The organism is Streptococcus parasanguinis (genome assembly GCF_009717775.1).
GTDB classification, from domain to species: Bacteria; Bacillota; Bacilli; order Lactobacillales; family Streptococcaceae; genus Streptococcus; species Streptococcus parasanguinis_AG.
In genome coordinates this window covers 268252-286376 of sequence record NZ_WMZF01000001.1, presented here as the reverse complement: position 1 = coordinate 286376, position 18125 = coordinate 268252, and the positions used below count along the sequence as shown (strand labels likewise).

Here is an 18125-nt window from a genome sequence, read left to right as displayed (position 1 = left end):
TTTTCCTCCTTTATTCCTATTATCTAATATCGACATAGTCATCCCGGTCCAATTTTCCTTCTTCAAAAGTTGGCATATGTTCTATGGTATATACAGAACTTTCCATTAAAAAGAAAGCTAAAGGACAGCCAGAACCTTCTCCTAAACGCATATCCATTTGAAGCATAGGGGATAATCCTAAGTAGTCAGAAACGATTCGATATCCTGGTTCTGTTGAACAATGCGATGGGAAGCAATAATCTAAAACCTCTTTCTTTAATTGAGAAGCTATCAAGAGTCCCGTTAAAGAAATCAGTCCATCTATGACACAAGGCAGTTGATGTTGGGCACATGCTAGATAGGTGCCAACCATTCCCAACATATCCAGCCCACCAACTTTTGAAACCAGATCAATCATATCACTATAAGGTGCATGATTGGTTACTGCTTCTTGGATAACTGCTGTTTTATGAGCCTTCATCTTTTCCGTAACACCCGCTCCATATCCCGTCACCTCTTGTGCAGGGAGCCCCAAAGTTGCGGCAATAACTGCTGCGGATGTCGTGGTATTTCCAACCCCCATCTCACCAGTCCCAAATAAGGTATAGCCCTGATTAATCAATTCAACAGTTCTTCTATACCCAACCAAAATCGCTTCTAGGGCCTCCTGACGAGTCATGGCAGGTTCCTTTAGCATATTTCGTGTTCCATTTAGAATATGGTCTGGATTATCAGGATAGATTGGGCTTTTACAACCAATATCAATGACGCAAATATCTGAACCCGCATATTCAGCAATATTAGCCACCCCTGCTTTCCCATTTCTAATATTATTGGCTACAATAAATGTTGTTTCGATAGGGTTTGAGGAGATTCCTTCATCGCAAACTCCATTATCCGCTACATAAATCATGACCATTTTCTTCGTCAACTGGATATTGTCAGGGAACATCGCATGTAATCTAGCATACATTTTTTCCATTTTTCCTAATGCACCTAGAGGTTTCGCTAATCGATCACAATAGTTTTTTCCCTCTTCTAATGCTTTAGCATCAATCGGTACAATATTTTTTAGGATTTGATTTAATTCATCTTGCCTATCCACAGATTTCCTCCACCTTCTTCACTTTTAGCCCATCATATATAATTTTGCTTAGATTCCTTATAGAATAATAGCTTGCCAGAGGATGTTGGGAAAGTCGTTCTTCTAACTTATTCAAGTGAATCAGCTGATCTTGAGTCAACAGAATACCAACGATGCTACCACTATGAGCAACATTTACTCCTAGTAAACCTAATTCTGTTGTAATTTCTATAATTTCTTCTAAATAGGGTTTGGGCAACCGTTTGTTATTTAACAAGGCACTTGTAGTCGCCAACTTACCTAATAGCTTCACATTTTGTTTGTCACAGGCAGTTTTGAAATCAATCAGCAATTTCTTTGATTGCTTAGCAGGATACAAGGGACTATCTGTCATTCTTATGAAACTCGTTGTATCGACGATTTGATCTGGCTCTAGAATGTACACATAAAGATTCGGTTTCCATTTTGTCTGCCATTTGATCGCACCGTCAAGAGGATTCATCACAGTCCAGTCTGAAAAACCGACGGAATCACTTGGTTCAATCTTAGAACATAAGCTCGTTAACAGAGGGACTGACACTTCCTTTTGTTTGCAAGAAAAATAAGCACCTAAAATTGACAGCATATCCGCTGTACTACTAGAATATCCCTTTCCAACAGAGATATCTGTTTGAAAAGAGAAGTCGAAATCTATCTGATCTGTTAATTCATTTATAACTCGCAGCATTTTAGGACGCAACTCTTCTCCTACTACACCTGTTTGAGGGCCAATTAATACTTGGCTTTTCTTTTCAATGCCATAAGACATCAAAAATTCACGACCATCTACAACACATTGGAATAATTCTCCACAAGATCCTGGACAAGATGCTATCATTGTCCCTTCCACTACTCATGTCCTCCAAGAATCGCTTTCAAGGCGACTAATAAACAGGTATTCTCTTCTCTGCTACGAATTGCAACGCGGTAGTAATCACTACTTAAATTACGGTAGTTGGAACAGGAGCGGATAAAAATGTTATAGCGCCATAATTCTTCACGTAAATTCTTAGACCCCGTATACTTAAAAAAGATATAATTAACACTTGGTTTTAAAACAGTTAATGCAGAAAAAGTTTCCAAAGAACGATACAGGAAGTCTTTTTCCTCTTGTAACCATTTTAGAGTCTGAGCTTGATAATCCTGATCCTTTAAAATCACAGGCAAAGCTTGAAGAGCCAGTGCATTAATTGTCCACGGAGCCCTACGTTCATTAATCTTTGTTAAGCATGGATGTTTCCCAAGGGCGTATCCTAATCGTAATCCTGGAATCGCATAAAACTTGGTTAGAGATCGAACAACAATTGTATTTGTAAACTCACTCAAATATGGAACAAAACTATACTTTTCCTCGTCTTCTAAAAAGTCAATAAAAGCTTCATCTAGAATAAAATGAATATTCCGTTCCAGTAATTTTTTCGCAATTTCTAGCAATTGACTAACTGGAACAACAGATCCAGTTGGATTATTGGGATTACATAATAAGACAACATCTCCTGCTTTCAAATGATCCATGTCTGATAAAAGATCTTTCACTGTCCAAACAAAATTAGGAGATGTTAAATGATGATAAATAATTTCTGTCCCTTCTTGATAAAAAGCCTTTTCATATTCCATAAAGGTTGGACTTAAAATCAGTAATCTCTTGGGTTTTAAGATCTGAGCTAACTCATAAAATAAACCTACCGCACCATTTGACAAAAGAATTTCTAGATCATGATTACCGTGATGGTCTCTAAGTAAATCTTTTTCATATTGGTTTGTGATATCTGGGTACTCTGTAATTCTATCAATGCTCTCCACTAAGACTTGGCGGAGGTTTTCGGAAACTCCAAGAGGATTGATGTTGGCACTAAAATCAATCCACTTTTCAGAAGAGTTTCCATTTTTTTCAGCTAATAGACGTCCATTCCCTCCGTGTTCAACAATCATACACATCTCCTTCTTGAAAGATAAAGTAGTCCTTTTAGATTATATCATGTTTACTCACTCTCAAGAAAGTCTTTTAAAGCATCGATCCCAGTATTTTCAGTTGAAGAAATCTCAAAAATTTGTTTAACACCTGCATCTAACAATTGTTTACGCGCAAATTCCAATTGCTCCTCAGAGTCTACTAGGTCAATCTTACTAATGATTCCAATCACATCTTGGGTGAATAATGAAGAAAATCCTTGAGGAAAAGTTTGCATGGTTGAATTCCCTGCAATTAAGAGTCCAATGATTTCAGCTTCTGCTGCAGTCACTGTTAAAGCATTGTAATAGCGTCTGTGTTGTAAAAATTCCCCTGGCGTATCAATAATACTATCGTGAAATTGAACAGCCTGCGTTTTAAAATACTCAATATCTAATCCTTTTAATCGTTGGGTTAGCGTTGTTTTACCCACTCCCACTGAACCAACAAACATGATTTTCTTCATAAATCTCCCCTATTTTTTAATTAATTGTGCCTCATCAGTTCCCAACTTGATTGTTTCTCTACTCTTAACTAAAACACCTTTGTTTTCATCACGACCTTGTAAGAAGTATTTGGCATCTTTGCTATCATATGTATCTACTGCAGTCTGTGAAAGTAAGCCAATTCCTTTAGATGGATCCCGTAATAGGTTAAAGATGATTCCCATCTGTAATCCTTCAAAATCTTTCAACATTGCATAGTCTCCATTACTATCTCCAGCAATTAGAATAGGATCTTGGTTCCCATGTTTATCTGCAATGAACTTCTTGATTGTTTTTGTTTTTCCTTCACCTTGTGTTTGGAAGTAGTCGTTATTGTATTCTGATTGAATGACACCAGAATCATTTTTAACGAGTTCCATTCCATAGACATGGTCTTCAGTAATATTATATCCAAATTTTTCCTTAGTAGCAAAAGGAACAACAACATCTCGGAATGAAGCAGAAACAACATAAACATCTATGCCATTATCTTGTAGTGTCTTATAAAGATTTTGCATCTCTTTTACTGCGCGAACACCACGTTTAAATTTGATTTCTACTTGACCAGCTTCACCCTTCAAGCTTTCTGGGCTCACCCAAGTTTCATAAACTAAATCTTCTTTTAAGGCACGTTCAATTGATTTTTCAGATAAGGCTTGAACTTCTTCTGAAGTCATACCTGTAAATAAGTAGGTAACCCATGGATAAGAAATATCTGAACTGAAAGTTCCACCAATTGCTTCGTAAAGATAACGTAATTTAGCACTGAAATCTTTATATTCGTCTAATTGTTTCACTTCATCAAGACTCTTAGTCCCCTTAAAACCTTTGTATTCGTTATAAAGAACAGTATAATCAGAAACGATATCCTTAGCAATATTATCAATGTTGACAGGATTTCCTTCTTTATTGTTATGATCTTCTTTAAAGTTATCCTCTGGGATATTTGTACGAATAGCCTTATCTAACTCTTCCGGTGTCATCTTAAAATCTAAGTTTTCAATTTGATAAGTAAAAGTTGCTTCACCAATATCGTTGATTACTGTTGTGTTATCCCAGTCAAATACAGCATACGGCTTCGCTGATTCATTATATTTTGAACTAGATTTGCCATTATCTTTAATAACATTACTTAATTTCTTATATAACTTATCCTCCCACTGCCCACGATTAAGCACTTGATCTTCTTTTGATACACTTGTTTCTTGACTAGCTTTACTAGGCTCAGTTGTTTTAGATGACTGAGAAGCCTGACAACCAACCATAAATAAGGCAAGACCACAAACAAAAAAGAGACGATGTTTCTTCATGAGAAAACCTCCAAAATAAAATTTTATTAATTAGAAAAAAGGCAATAAGATACCTATGATTTGAAACGGTTGCGCCATTGCAATCATAGGCCTCATTGCCTTTTATATTATTCCAAACCCATTATACTAATTAGACAATTGAATGTCAACCGAAAACGGTTACATTTTTATCACAAATAAAATTCTACTATTCTACAAAACAATATAGTAAAATGATATTTACGAATAATTGGGTAATGAGTTCCTACTTCATGAAGCGAATTTTATTTTTCTGAAAATTCGTTTTCATTGTCTTCTCCTCTATCCTCTGCTATACTTGGATTATCAAAGAAAGGAGACAAGCCTATGACATTGTCCAATAAATTCACACTTTCTCTTGCCTCACTGGCAGTTCTTGGTCTTTTAGCAGCCTGCTCGAATCCGACAGCTCAAACACCTGCAAGCTCTGCTAGTTCACAACAGGTCGCGTCAAGTGCTTCAAGCTCTAAAACTTCTCAAACGGCTAGCCAACCTGAAAATCTAGATGGGACATACAAGGGGACTGATGAAACTGATCAGATCACTCTGACCCTTTCTGGTACGACGGGCACATGGGAAGAGCTTGAAAGCGATGGCGAGAAAGAAAGCAAACCTGTAACCATTCACGCTGACAATCATACTCTCACTGTAGGGGATGATCTCAAATATTACAAACTAGAAGGTAACCAACTCACTATTGAAGATGACGATCGCGATCCTTCTGATACCATTGTATTAACTAAATAGCATAAAAAATAAGAGGTTAGGATGTTGATCCCAACCTCTTTTTTCATCTTAATGGAACTGCATCCCACCATCTACGATAATGGTTTGACCTGTGATGTAGTTTGAATCAGGTCCAGCAAGGAAGCTGACTGCTGCTGCTACATCTTCTGGTTCTGAAAGACGTTTCAAAGTGATATCTTTAGCGAATGTTTGCATACCCCATTCGTCATCTTTACCTGCGTTCTTACCAACTTCATGGGCAATGTCAAACATCATTGGAGTCTTGACGATACCTGGTGCATACGCATTGACAGTGATGCCTGAATCCGCCAAGTCACGCGCCAAGGTTTGCGTAATTCCACGCACAGCGAATTTAGTACCACCATAGACAGTCAAATTAGGGTTACCAACGACACCTGCTTGTGAAGTTGCATTGATGATTTTTCCGCCATGGCCAAGCGCTTTGAATTGAGCTTGTGCAGCTTGAGCACCCCAAATCACGCCACCAACGTTAATAGCAAATGTACGTGTAAATTGTTCTTCTGTAATTGTATCAAGTGGTGTAGTTGGCGCAACACCTGCGTTGTTTACGACAACATTCAAATCTCCAAAATGGTCAACAACTTTTTGGAAAGCTGCAGCCACTTCTGCTTGTTTTGATACATCGACAACGACTGCAAAAGCATTTTCTGCGGACAACTCAGCAACTGCTTTTTCAGCTGTTTCAGCATTGTAGTCCAATACTCCGACCTTGAAGCCATCTTGCACCAAACGTTTTGCGATTGCAAAACCGATCCCTTGACCAGCACCTGTGACAATAGCTACTTTAGACATATGATTCCTCCTTGGTATCAACGATACCAGCAAACGTTCCTATCAGAACAGCAAGGGTTGACAACTAGTTTTGATGGGGTCTATTATAAATATCCGATAAAACTATGCTAACAGTATACTCTTTTGTGAAAAACATTTCAAACTCTAGCCTGTTTTTTTGAAAAAAATAGTTTATTTATATGATATCTTTATTTAGTGATAAATGAACGAAAGCGTGAAATAGAATATAGCTTTTAGCCAAAACGGATAATTGTTCTATACTGTAAAAGCTACATGAGGCTGGGACAAAAGTCCTAGCCTCTCAATTGTCTTTGAATTGTCGAGCAAGACGCAGTGGTTGAGTGGGCTCTACTACGCTGATTTCATCAGCTTTTACAGCCCTACTCAACTGTGCGGAGGTGGGACGACGAAATCGAATTCTAACGAATTACCGATTTCTGTCCCACTCTCATAAACTATTCATTTGATGGGTCCCTTTAGTCATCAGATTCCGCAAATACTTGAGTGGCTTTGACTGCTTTCTTCCAGCCCTTGTACAAGTCCTCTTTGCGAGCTTCATCCATTTTTGGTTCAAAGATTTGGGCTGCTCCATGAAGAGATTTTAATTCTTCCAAGTCCTTCCAATAACCTACGGTCAGACCTGCTAGGAAGGCTGCTCCTAAAGCCGTTGTTTCCAAGTTTTTCGCGCGGGCAATCGCAATTCCAAGAATATCTGCCTGAAACTGCATTAAATAATCATTTTTCGCTGCTCCTCCGTCTACTTTTAGGACAGGGATAGGAGTTTTGGCATCTACCTGCATGGTGTCGATGATATCGCGTACTTGATAAGCAATGGATTGAAGGGTTGCCTTGATAAAGTCTTCCTTGGTTGTTCCCCGGGTAAGTCCAAAGACAGAACCACGCGCCTCTTGATTCCAATATGGCGCTCCAAGACCCGTAAAGGCAGGAACCACATAGATTTCATCGTCATTCTGAGACTTCAAAGCATAGGCCTCGGATTCAGGTGAATGATCGATCATACGCAAGCCATCGCGGAGCCATTGAATGGCACTTCCAGCGATAAAGATCGATCCTTCAAGGGCATAGTAGACCTTGCCATTGATCCCATAACCAATCGTCGTCAGCAAGTTATTCTCTGATAACTGCATCTCTTCACCCGTATTCATAATGATGAAGGACCCAGTTCCATAAGTGTTTTTGACCATCCCAGGTTCAAAGGCCAATTGGCCAAAGAGAGCAGCCTGCTGGTCCCCCGCCATCCCTGCAATCGGCACTTGTCCACCGTAGAAATGGAAAGGCGCTGTCTTACCATAGATTTCAGAGTTTGACCGCACCTCAGGAAGCATGGCTTTAGGAATGTTGAGAATGTCTAAGATTTCATCGTCCCATTTCAGTTCCTTGATATTGTAAAGCATGGTACGGGCTGCATTGGAATAGTCTGTCACGTGGGCAGCTCCATCCGTCAGCTTCCAGACCAGCCAAGTATCAATGGTTCCAAAGAGCAATTCGCCTTTCTCCGCACGCTCTTGTGCCCCATCAACATGGTCCAAAATCCAACGGACTTTAGTTGCTGAAAAGTAGGCATCAATGACTAAACCTGTCTTTTGGTGGAAGGTTTCTACATAGCCTTTGTTTTTGAGCTCTTCAGCTAGTGGGGCAGTTTGACGAGATTGCCAGACAATAGCATTGTAAATAGGAAGCCCCGTGTTCTTATCCCAAACAACTGTCGTCTCCCGTTGATTGGTAATGCCGATCGCCTCTATTTGATTTGGCTTGATGCCACTTTCGATAAAGACCTCAGCGATCACCGACTGAACCGAGTTCCAAATCTCATTGGCATTGTGCTCCACCCAACCAGCCTGCGGGAAAATTTGAGTGAATTCCTTTTGACTAGAGCTAACTTGCTCGCCTTTTTTATTAAAAATGATAGCCCGCGAACTAGTGGTTCCCTGGTCAATCGCCATAATGAAAGTTTCTTGAGACATAAACTGCCCTCCTAAATTCGATACTTAAAAATCTTGTTCTTTCATCAACTAGTATACTCTATTTCATCATGGATTTGTATCCATTTTTTTAAGAAAATCCGGTCTAAAATTTTCCTACTACTTCTAACTCTATCAGAACAAGTTAAAAGAGCCCCGAGGCTCTTTTAACTTGTGGTTCAAATGCTTATCAAGATCTGTTCTGATCTAACCGATTTAAAAACTCCATGGTCGGACTGTCTTGGTAAAGTTCTTTGAGAGGAATCTTCTGATAGACAGCTATTTCGTCCGCAGTCACACCGTAACGAATTAATAGATCATAAATACGATTTAAATCATGACGTAATTCATCCGTTATGAGGACATTATCGCTGGTTTCTTTTGTTTTCCAATAATAAGATGGCAGCACTTCCTTGGTTTCAATTAAAATAGTTTGCAACAAAGTCCCACCATGGCTGTCCTTCTGAGAAATATCTGCCCCAAGTTCCAACATTTTCTCAAAAACTTTGAAAGACCGGTCAGCCTTTTCCTTAGACGAATACATCTCATATTGACCATTCCAGCGTTTGATCATGCGCCGGCAGTCAAATACAGCTCGTCCACCCGCTGTTTGGAGGACTGGTTGACAAAATGGATTCAGCTCTGTCGGCTCTTCGATAAAGTTAAGATCTGCTCCTCTATCAATAAGTAAGTCTGCAATATCTAAATGTCCCGATTTGATAGCGACTTGAAGGAGTGACTGTCCCTGATCTCTTTTAGGTTTGTCACCCGAAACAGCATTGACTTCTTCAGGCTTTTTATCCAATATCTGACGGACTCCCTCTATATCTCCTCTTCGCAACAACTGAAAGGTTTTTTGCATGGTCTTTCCCCCTCTCATTATAGATAAAAATAACACTATGTTGATACTTTGATCCTATCTCTAGATTCTTCGTTAAACTGATTATACCATTTTATGGACTCTACATTGAAGTCCTAAAGGCTAAAGATGACAGACTCCCACCGAAAGAGATACAACTCTATTTCTCTGATTTTCGTGCAGCCACCAGCCAAGAGGCTACTAGGATTTCGAAACTAACTAGAAGGATAATCTGAGGAAGCGAGCTCTGAACCAGCATGAGGACAGCCAGACTATCAATTAGCATATGAGCAAGGATACAAGGAACAGCTCCTTTCGAGTACTCCTTGAGCGCTCCAAATAGGAAGGCATTCCCTAAAATCATCAGGTAAAAGATAAGATAGTTGGACGAACCTGCTGTAATCCAAGGGAGTTGATAGATAGGAATATGCCAGAGGAACCAGACAATGGAAAGAACCATCATTTTAGGTATAAAGTGCTTACTAAAGGAAAGATGATCTTGTAAAAACCAACGCCAACCGACTTCTTCTAGGCCTCCATATAATAAGGTCCAGGGGAAATAAATGAAGAAGGCCAAGAGGGAGTTCCCAGTAAAGCGAACGTTCATAAGCAGGACGGAAATCCCATAATAGATGACGGGGATGAAGAAAGCTAGGATCCAAGATAGGGAACTTTCTTTTTGAAGAAAGACCTTTTTGAAAAATTCACCCAAGGAGTTGACTTCACTCAACACCAGAGAAAAGACAGCCGCCACAATCATAGGAATCAAGTTCATTAGGATAAACAGTAGCGAGGCCCCCATACTCCTCCCATCTGGAAAACACCAAAGGATCACTTGCCCGACTAGAAAGGTAGCTAGGAGGGCAGTCAATCCATACCAGATAGCGACTGATTGTTTTGAAATAAATTTTCTCATTTTTCCTCCTTTACTGTTACATACTTCTTTCTTGCAATCATGATTGCTAAACTAATAATAAGAATTTTACTGACGATAGATAGCCATACCTCTTCATTCACTAGAATCTGAGACAAGGCATTGATACAGGCATGAGTCATGACACAAATCCATAAATTTTGCGTTTTATGATACAAGGCCGATAAGATAAAGCAGTTAGTTAGCAGACCTACTAGAAACGGAAACAATTGAATGACACCTAAAGAACCATCAATATAAAAGTATAGTAGATGCCAACTAGACCAAGCTAGAAAGGTGATTAAAGTAGCTGAAAAATAAGCTATTTTTTCCTGCAAAGTTGGCTGAAAGAAATAACGCCAACCAATTTCTTCAATCCCACCAAAAAGAAGAGCCTTGAAAAAGAGCACCACTGGCAAGACCAACGATTGAGTGGTGATCTTACCACCAAAGATAAAGGGGAAAAAGTCGAGTAGCAAGAAAACAAGCACTAAACAATAATTTGCCAAACTGTCTTTGACTTGAAAAAAATCTTTTAGAACTTGTTTGAAACTAGATTGATGGTAGCCAATACTGGCAAGACTACCCCAAAAAGCAGATGATAAGCCACCTACAATAATAGCGATCATCCCCATTGGTGATGTAAAATCAACCTTGACTCCTCCTGCTCTTAAAAACCAAACCAGAAGGCTGACACCTAATACTTGTCCAAAGGTCCCTATCAAATACATGGATAGGGCTTGCTTTCTACTCATTCGTGATCCCTTTTCTATTCTTTCATCTAGTTCATGACTCTATTAGATTTGGAGCTTCCCACTAATCCGCATCAACCCAAAGATGGTATTGTTCACAATGGAGACATCGAAAGAGATAGCCACACATAGAACCATCCTTGACTAAGTATTCAGCCACATCCTGAAATTCATCACGTGCCTCATATTCTTCCAAAACTTGCTCTGCAATGCCCATTTCTTCCAGTTCACGAGTGCCAACTGTCCCCAGATAGGCACAGTAGTCTTGGCAACAAGAGAGCCAATATTCGCCTTGCCAGCTACTATAGCCTGGAGTTTGACAGAAGAGGATCTGGTCTTTTTCCTTATCCATGACCCCTTGCCAATCAGCATCTTGGATAAACTCTGCTTCAAACTTTTGGGCAGCACGACCAGTAGAAATACAAGTTGGACAGAGATGTCTTAGCTCTTCTACACAATAAGGTCTCAGAGCATAATAGATGGTGTGGTCTTCCCCACACGAAGGGCAGGTCTTAGGCTCCCCTTCCTTAAAGGAACCCGTCGCTAGTGGGTCCGGATGATAGCGGAAGGTTGGCAATTCACTGACTTTCTCCTTATGAGCCTCTTTTTCTTTTTCGGTCAAGGGGCGAGAGAGAGCAAAGCGATCTCCATGACTTAGACTCATCTTTTCTAAGGTGAAAAGTTTCTTAACTTGCTTCCGATCAGACTTGTCTACTAGCTTTGAGAAGAGAGCAAAAGCACTGGCATACAAGCCCAACTCCTGATACACCTCCACCAAGACCTGCTTAGCTTCTGGAGTTTCCAGTAAGGTCAGCCGATCCGCAAATTCATAGAAAGCCAGCACGCTGGATGAATCCTTATCTTGCGCTTGGAACTGCTTTTTTAAGTGGATATATTCTTTCATAGATTCGTTCATAGAATTGCTCACTTTCGTTTTTACAGAGAATCAAATTCTAGTTTTGTTTCCTTCAGGTGATTGTATTCTAGCGTTGAAAATGTACTTTAAACCCATACTTACCAGCATTTTGCTTGAGTTTTTCAACCAACAGTTCATTCTGTTTACTTTTTCCAAAAAAGAAGGGAATGGTCCTACCATTTCTGAGTTCAATATAGAAAGCATAGCGACTCCCACCACCAGCGCGACCACGAAAAATTGCGTACGTGATTTGCTTGATTTCTTTCAGTGGGATCCTGCGACGGCTGAAACACAGAGACACATGAATGTAGAAGAAGCCATAGCTAATATGAAAAGGGGCAAAGAAGGGACCGCCACTAGATCTCACGATTGCCCTTCTTCTCAGGAAAAGGAGAAGACTGAAAAAGAGCAAGAAAATGAGCGCATAAAGAATCGGAGCATACTCTATTATCTTTCTAAATGCTATCACAATGTCCTTCATTCTCTACTTCATCTCAATCCATTTTTCATTGTCCATGATAAAGGGCTTAGCTAGACCTTCACCGGTGTAATCTTGGTATTTGGTCTCCAAGTATTTGTAGACATCTTCCTTGGTCGCAAATTTGATGGCTTGGTAAGGCTCTTCAAAGGTCAGCTTTTCAACAAAGAGATAGCCGTCCTTTGCAGGAACCAAGACACCGACGTGCCCTACAAAAAGGGTATTTCCGTCTAGGTTATCATGAACGATAACGGAAAGCATGCGGGCATTTTCATTGAACTTGAAGTGAGAAAAATACTCTTCCATCTTCTTAGCATGGACCTTGACATCCGTTGTAGCTTCTGTCGGAACCCGTGAATACAGAATGTTAAAGGCTTCCTTGTCTGCCTCATCGAAGACCTTGCCTTTGTCAATGGCATCATTGTCCACGAACAAGAGTTCACTATCCGCTTTCATCTTAGGGATCTCGATGCGATTCTTCAGAAGAGTATAGCTATTGATCCGGCAGTTGGTCCCGACGAAATCGCCCTTTTTCTTGGTCCACAAGTCACTGATCTTCTCAACATTGTAGTCTGTTTTCTTGAAGGTGCTGAAGTCACCCGTTAAGCCGACCGAGCCGACAATGCTATCGTAATCTGTTACCAGACCCAAAAATTTATCTACACTGTCCTGATCCAAATAAGCAGACAAGAGAGTCCGCACTTCTTCGACACTTGCCTTGCTGTTGAGGTTGCTGTAGCTTCCCTTGTAGCGCTCCTTATCTGAACTAGATTTCTGCACAGTGGAACTTGCCTGCTTTTCCTTGGATTGCTTTTGGTTGCTACCACAAGCCGCTAAAGCAAAGAGCGCCAAGGCACAGCTAGTAAGGAGCATGATTTTTTTAGATGGTTTCATAAACTGGTTCCTTCTCTATTGATTAAAATGTTTGTTCTATAAATTTTTCATATCGATAATCCTTTTCCTCTATTATAGTTTAAAACTAGCTTTGCTCCAACTATTTTTTACGAAATGAGAAAAGTTTATAAGTAACAAAAAAGAGCTGGCAGACTGTCCAGCTCTTTAATATGTTACAAAAATCAAAATTAAAATTATCGTTTAATCAGACCAATCTATTTTGGCATGTTCTATTGCGTACTCCGCTTCCTCTTGAGTAAATTTTCTATTTTCAACAAGTATTTCTAATAACCGTTCTTTCGAAATCTTGCCACCGTTTGCAGAAGATTCCGCTTCTTTCACAGCTTCCTCTTTCCAATCGAAATGAACTTTTTCTATAGCATAATCAGCCTCTTCTGGAGTAAATAGATCAACATTTACAAGTTGCCCAACTAACTTTTCTTTTGAATAATGAAACTTTTGATATGATTTTGCTCTTAAAACAGCCTGCTCTTTCCAGTCTATATTAAGCTTATTGACAGCGGACTGGGAAATATACTCTGAATACATGCCATACTTAGTAAGATAAATTTTAATTTGTTGCTTCGATAAAGGAGATTTCTCTGACCAAGATTTAGCTTTTGCATATGCCCTTGTACTTACTGGTACTAGTAAATTTTCTTTCGGTTCTGGAAAGCTTGATCTATGATGAGCCGCTTCATAAGCTCGAATATATTCATTATACATCATAGCTAACATTCCTAACATCAATCCAAACATTGTAAAAATAAATATCAAAAATTTTTTCATAATGAATACCTTTACTTATTTTTCTCCAAAGGAATCCTTCATTCCTCTTGAACTACTTTCATGAGTATTATATCATGAAATATTCTTCATTTTTATTTTTTAGTGTAAACGTCTTTATATTAGTAAATAAAAAGCGACTGCAATATTTCAACTGCAATCACTCGTTCAATTGTGAGATAAAAAATAACAAAGTAATATAAAGGATTATTTAATCTTATGTTTGTTCATCTTCTCTTCAAAGATGGCTGTCATAATCTTGCGGAGCTCTTCTACTTCTTTTTCAGGAAGGTCTCCTTGACGCTTGGCCACAGTATAGAGTTCAGGGGATTGCTTTGCTACACGTTCGATGGTCTTGGTCGTCGCATGCCCTCTGACAAAGAAAGGAATACATTTGATCCATTCTTGCGGGACTAAAGCGAGCAACTTCTTCGCTGCTTCTTTATCAGAAATCTCAGCTGTACTCAATCCTTGCTTGATTTGTTCTTGTTCTTTTTCTGTAAAGTTCTAAAAGTTAAAAATGTTTTTATTGACAAATTTGTTTGTAATGGAAGAACATTTAGATAAAAACATATCACTATTATATTTTAGTCACCCTATTATATTTTAGTCATCCCAATCTATTTTGGCATGTTCTATTGCGTACTCCGCTTCCTCTTGAGTAAATTTTCTATTTTCAACAAGTATTTCTAATATCTTTTCTTTCGAAATTTTGCTACCGTTTGCATAAGATTCCGCTTCTTTCACAGCGTTCTCCTTCCAATCGAAATGAACTTGTTCTGCAGCATAGTCAGCCTCTTTTTGAGTAAATAAATCATCATTTACAAGTTGCCAAACTAACATTTCTTTTGAAAAATGAAACATTTGAAGTGATTTTGCTTTTAAAACAGCTTGCTCTTTCCAGTCTATATTAAGTTTATTCATAGCGTACTGGCAAGCATCCTCTGAATACCACCTTGTTAGATCTTGTTCAATTTTCTGTTTCGATAAATGAGAATTTTCTGACAAAAAGAGAGCTTTTACATATGCATCTGTAGATTTATTTGAATTTTTATAATCATAATACTTCGTACTAGAACTTGAAGTCTTACTAGAACTTGAAGAAGAGTATTTTTTATAATCATAATAATTCGTACTAGAATTTGAAGAAGAGTATTCTTGTACAGGATAAGTTATCTTTGATCCTGAACGTGAATTTTTCCATTCATTATAACTTCTTTGATAACTATATACCATAATAGCTATCCATCCTACGAACAATCCAAACACCGAAAAAATAAATATCAAAAATCTTTTCATAGTGAATACCTTTACTTGTTTTCTCCAATGGAATACTTGATTCCTCTTGAACTACATTCATTAGTATTATACCATGAAATATTGTTCATTTTTATTTACTAGTGTAAAAGTCTTCATACTAGTGAATAAAAAAAGCGACTGCAATATTTCAACTGCAATCACTCGTTCAATTATGTGATAAAAAAATAACAAAGTATTATATAAGATTATTTAATCTTGTGTTTGTTCATCTTTTCTTCAAAGATGGCTGTCATAATCTTGCGGAGCTCTTCTCCCTCTTTTTCAGGAAGGTCCCCTTGACGTTTAGCCACAGCATAGAGTTCAGGGTATTGCTTGGCTACACGCTCAACTGTCTTGGTCGTTGCATGCCCTCTGACAAAGAATGGAATACGTTTGATCCATTCTTGCGGGACTAAAGCGAGCAACTTCTTCGCCGCTTCTTTATCAGAAATCTCAGCTGTACTCAAACCTTGGTTGATTTGTTCTTGTTCTTTTTCTGTAAAATCTTTTAATTCCATAGTAAATTCCTCATTTGTTTATCTAAGGACACATTATACACCTATGTAGGATAAAGTACAACTAAAGGAACTGAAAAATAGAGCAAGGGCAAGTCATCCCTCACACTATCTTTTAGTCGTTAAATCTTATGAAGTATAGTTATCTTCCATTTATTGTGGAGCATCTCCTTTTTGTTTTAAGTAATAGTTACTTGCCTCCGTTAGTTTTTTATAATAATGATCGTAACTCTTACTAAATTGTCTAATCAGCGGAATAGCGAGTTCATAGTAGTGATGGTCAACCAAAAATGTTTTCAGTTGATCTTGAATGTGTTTCATTGGACTTGTTTTGTAATCATCACTGTTCAAATAACGATCATAGATAGAAATCATGTCCTTATGTTCATTATGCCACTTTTCATAATTTTCTACCGAAGCTATCTTAGCTTCATTAACTTCTTTTAAGGTCTTCATATTAAAACTAGAACTCAGTTCATCAACATAATCCTGTTCTTCTCTGCTTAACTCAAAGGTTGGAAGGCTATCTAAATACTGAATATACTTCTTAAATGCTTCTTCTCCACCTTTTGACAAGGGCTCCTGTAAAAAAGGTTGATAGGCAGCAAATAAGCATTGCCCCAAGTATCCTGGAAATGCTCTTTCGAGTCTCTTATAAATGGAGTCCTCAGCTTCGATGACCGCAAGTTTTTCATTGATCAGATCCGTGTCTGCACCTTTTATATAGAGATCAAACACTACTTTCCGTTTCTCATCACTTTCTAGTTCTTGCTCTTTTCTTCTGAGAATACTAGATGCAGTAGCCCCATCTGACTTCAGACAGTCCTTTATTTCTGTTATGCTTAGCCCTAATTTTTTAAACAAGGCAATCTTATTCAGAATCTCCACATCCTTTTCCGAATATTCCCTATACCCATTTTCTAGTCTTCGAGGATGAATAAAACCTTTTTCTTCATAGTATTCTAGTGCTTTTCGAGTTAAACCTGTTATTCTTTGAATATCATTTCTTAACATAATCTTGCACCCCCTTTACTATATGATACTCCTGTCCCCAAGGGGCATGTCAACCTTTACCTTATAAACAGAAGACGATCATTTTCCTATTACTTCCCTCCTTTATTATAACAAGGTTCCACGAATATATCAGTTTTTTATAAAAAGAAAAACAGCCAACCATTGGGTTAACTGCTAAAAAAAGTTATCAAGTTAATTATTAGAAGAATCAGTATCCAAATTCACTTTAAATCGTACTTCTAATCTTCTCCATCTTGGTAGTAGAAAAATTCAGACAGGTCTTCTTCAAGAAAGATACGAAGCATATCCTCCATATCTAGAGAGAGGTCTAGATTTGGCAATTCTTTCAGGTCCTCCCACCAGACTTCCCCCTCTTCAGAGGATATTAAGTCTCCGTCAAACTTTTCTGTCTTATAAAAGTGAACTACATAACGAATGCCGTCTTCTACCCAATCTTTCATTCCACAAATCTGGGGAGAAGCAATCCTTAAGCCAGTTTCTTCCTTCACTTCACGGATTACTGCTTCCGTAAATAATTCTCCCGCTTCGACATGACCACCAGGAAAGGTTATGCCTGGCCAATCTTCTTTTTTACGATCAATAACAAGAACTCTATCGCCGTCTCTTACCATACAAAGATTTGTAAACTCAACGATCTCATTCATACAAATACTTCCTAACTATGTTAGTCTTTTTCTTTAAGGATAGGATAAACAATCTCTACCCTATTCTTCTTTTAGTTGCACTTGCGTATGGGCTAGCAGGTCACCTAGATGCCTCTTATCTTTCCTAAACAGCGTCATTGCCAGTAAGGAAACTGCGAGTAGAGTCGCTGAAATAGAAAGGCTAATGGATAATCCATCAAAATTACTATAGAAGCCATGAATTGTGCCCATATGACCGAGTTGCCAAGGTAAAAATTTGATGATGTTTCTGATCAAACTAGCTAGCACTGTTTTTTTCTGGTAGACCAGCTCAAGTCCCGCTTTTGTCTTCCCCAAACTCCCATTTTTTGCATAATCCAAGAATGTGAACAGGAGCGTGATTGGCAAAATAGATGTTAAAAATACAAGCCACTGTGACTGAATTTCTGTAAACTCTGGGACACCATTAAAAAAAATGATGTAAATAAGCATAGAAATTATAAACAGAAGAACTAAATAAGCTAGAATGAAAAGATAATCGAATAGAAATTCTATCATTCTTTTTTTAACCGAAATAGGATTGATTGCTAACATCTTCATCACCGTCTCCCCCTTTCTCATCTCCTATTATAATATAAGGGTACGAA

The 18125-nt window shown here is 38.4% G+C and carries 21 protein-coding genes; 1 reads left to right on the top strand and 20 read right to left on the bottom strand.

The features are described from left to right. Positions 1 to 19 precede the first annotated feature (19 nt). From cobT to GMC92_RS01385, 5 genes are read right to left on the bottom strand one after another with little or no spacing between them, the layout of a single operon-like run. Positions 20 to 1084, bottom strand: a complete 1065-nt coding sequence (cobT, locus tag GMC92_RS01405; protein WP_049474834.1) for a nicotinate-nucleotide--dimethylbenzimidazole phosphoribosyltransferase — start codon at positions 1082 to 1084, stop codon at positions 20 to 22. Then, positions 1077 to 1952: a GHMP family kinase ATP-binding protein gene (locus GMC92_RS01400; RefSeq protein WP_023023532.1), complete on the bottom strand. Its 876-nt coding sequence runs from the start codon at positions 1950 to 1952 to the stop codon at positions 1077 to 1079. The genes cobT and GMC92_RS01400 overlap by 8 nt, the downstream gene beginning before the upstream one ends. Beyond that, positions 1952 to 3034, bottom strand: coding sequence for a threonine-phosphate decarboxylase CobD (gene cobD / locus GMC92_RS01395; RefSeq protein ID WP_049472786.1), 1083 nt, complete (start codon positions 3032 to 3034; stop codon positions 1952 to 1954). Before cobD ends, GMC92_RS01400 begins: the two co-directional genes overlap by 1 nt. Positions 3035 to 3084: 50 nt before the next feature. Then, on the bottom strand, positions 3085 to 3519 hold the full coding sequence (locus GMC92_RS01390) for a EutP/PduV family microcompartment system protein (protein ID WP_049472785.1): 435 nt from the start codon (positions 3517 to 3519) through the stop codon (positions 3085 to 3087). A 9-nt stretch (positions 3520 to 3528) separates the two neighbouring features. Beyond that, the gene (locus GMC92_RS01385; RefSeq protein ID WP_049472784.1) at positions 3529 to 4848 is read right to left on the bottom strand and encodes a haloacid dehalogenase-like hydrolase; all 1320 of its coding nucleotides are present in this window, start codon (positions 4846 to 4848) and stop codon (positions 3529 to 3531) included. 345 nt (positions 4849 to 5193) lie between these two features. Here GMC92_RS01385 and GMC92_RS01380 point away from each other — a divergent pair, with 345 nt between their 5' ends. Next, positions 5194 to 5613, top strand: a complete 420-nt coding sequence (locus GMC92_RS01380; protein WP_003006862.1) for an SP_0198 family lipoprotein — start codon at positions 5194 to 5196, stop codon at positions 5611 to 5613. Positions 5614 to 5661: 48 nt separating this feature from the next. Here GMC92_RS01380 and GMC92_RS01375 read toward each other — a convergent pair whose 3' ends face one another. From GMC92_RS01375 to GMC92_RS01300, 15 genes are all read right to left on the bottom strand, one after another. Next, positions 5662 to 6426 (bottom strand): (S)-acetoin forming diacetyl reductase, encoded by a 765-nt coding sequence (locus tag GMC92_RS01375; RefSeq protein ID WP_155199509.1) that lies wholly within the window; start codon positions 6424 to 6426, stop codon positions 5662 to 5664. A gap of 476 nt (positions 6427 to 6902) precedes the next feature. Next, the gene (glpK, locus tag GMC92_RS01365) at positions 6903 to 8411 is read right to left on the bottom strand and encodes a glycerol kinase GlpK (RefSeq protein ID WP_070674225.1); all 1509 of its coding nucleotides are present in this window, start codon (positions 8409 to 8411) and stop codon (positions 6903 to 6905) included. Between the two features lie 187 nt (positions 8412 to 8598). Continuing rightward, positions 8599 to 9270: an ankyrin repeat domain-containing protein gene (locus GMC92_RS01360; protein ID WP_070674222.1), complete on the bottom strand. Its 672-nt coding sequence runs from the start codon at positions 9268 to 9270 to the stop codon at positions 8599 to 8601. 157 nt (positions 9271 to 9427) lie between these two features. Further along, positions 9428 to 10183 (bottom strand): CPBP family intramembrane glutamic endopeptidase, encoded by a 756-nt coding sequence (locus GMC92_RS01355; protein ID WP_155199508.1) that lies wholly within the window; start codon positions 10181 to 10183, stop codon positions 9428 to 9430. Beyond that, entirely contained in the window at positions 10180 to 10935 is a 756-nt protein-coding gene (locus tag GMC92_RS01350; RefSeq protein WP_155199507.1) for a CPBP family intramembrane glutamic endopeptidase, read from the bottom strand. The genes GMC92_RS01355 and GMC92_RS01350 overlap by 4 nt, the downstream gene beginning before the upstream one ends. A gap of 61 nt (positions 10936 to 10996) precedes the next feature. Next, positions 10997 to 11848 (bottom strand): CbrC family protein, encoded by an 852-nt coding sequence (locus GMC92_RS01345; protein WP_155199506.1) that lies wholly within the window; start codon positions 11846 to 11848, stop codon positions 10997 to 10999. Between the two features lie 67 nt (positions 11849 to 11915). After that, complete coding sequence (locus GMC92_RS01340; RefSeq protein ID WP_155199505.1) at positions 11916 to 12329, bottom strand: hypothetical protein; 414 nt, start codon at positions 12327 to 12329, stop codon at positions 11916 to 11918. Between the two features lie 3 nt (positions 12330 to 12332). Beyond that, positions 12333 to 13220 carry a DUF4300 family protein gene (locus GMC92_RS01335; RefSeq protein ID WP_155199504.1) on the bottom strand — a complete coding sequence of 296 codons (888 nt, stop codon included), beginning with the start codon at positions 13218 to 13220 and terminating at the stop codon, positions 12333 to 12335. A 201-nt stretch (positions 13221 to 13421) separates the two neighbouring features. After that, the gene (locus GMC92_RS01330) at positions 13422 to 14009 is read right to left on the bottom strand and encodes an Ltp family lipoprotein (protein WP_118094927.1); all 588 of its coding nucleotides are present in this window, start codon (positions 14007 to 14009) and stop codon (positions 13422 to 13424) included. Between the two features lie 204 nt (positions 14010 to 14213). Next, positions 14214 to 14486 (bottom strand): hypothetical protein, encoded by a 273-nt coding sequence (locus GMC92_RS01325; RefSeq protein WP_315377343.1) that lies wholly within the window; start codon positions 14484 to 14486, stop codon positions 14214 to 14216. Positions 14487 to 14612: 126 nt separating this feature from the next. Beyond that, on the bottom strand, positions 14613 to 15242 hold the full coding sequence (locus GMC92_RS01320) for an Ltp family lipoprotein (RefSeq protein ID WP_241672868.1): 630 nt from the start codon (positions 15240 to 15242) through the stop codon (positions 14613 to 14615). Between the two features lie 269 nt (positions 15243 to 15511). Continuing rightward, on the bottom strand, positions 15512 to 15823 hold the full coding sequence (locus GMC92_RS01315; protein ID WP_049506087.1) for a hypothetical protein: 312 nt from the start codon (positions 15821 to 15823) through the stop codon (positions 15512 to 15514). A gap of 150 nt (positions 15824 to 15973) precedes the next feature. After that, positions 15974 to 16834 carry a MerR family transcriptional regulator gene (locus GMC92_RS01310; RefSeq protein ID WP_155199502.1) on the bottom strand — a complete coding sequence of 287 codons (861 nt, stop codon included), beginning with the start codon at positions 16832 to 16834 and terminating at the stop codon, positions 15974 to 15976. Positions 16835 to 17073: 239 nt separating this feature from the next. Then, entirely contained in the window at positions 17074 to 17499 is a 426-nt protein-coding gene (locus GMC92_RS01305) for an 8-oxo-dGTP diphosphatase (protein WP_155199501.1), read from the bottom strand. Positions 17500 to 17559: 60 nt separating this feature from the next. Beyond that, complete coding sequence (locus GMC92_RS01300) at positions 17560 to 18099, bottom strand: RDD family protein (RefSeq protein ID WP_155199500.1); 540 nt, start codon at positions 18097 to 18099, stop codon at positions 17560 to 17562. Between the last annotated feature and the right edge of the window lie 26 nt (positions 18100 to 18125).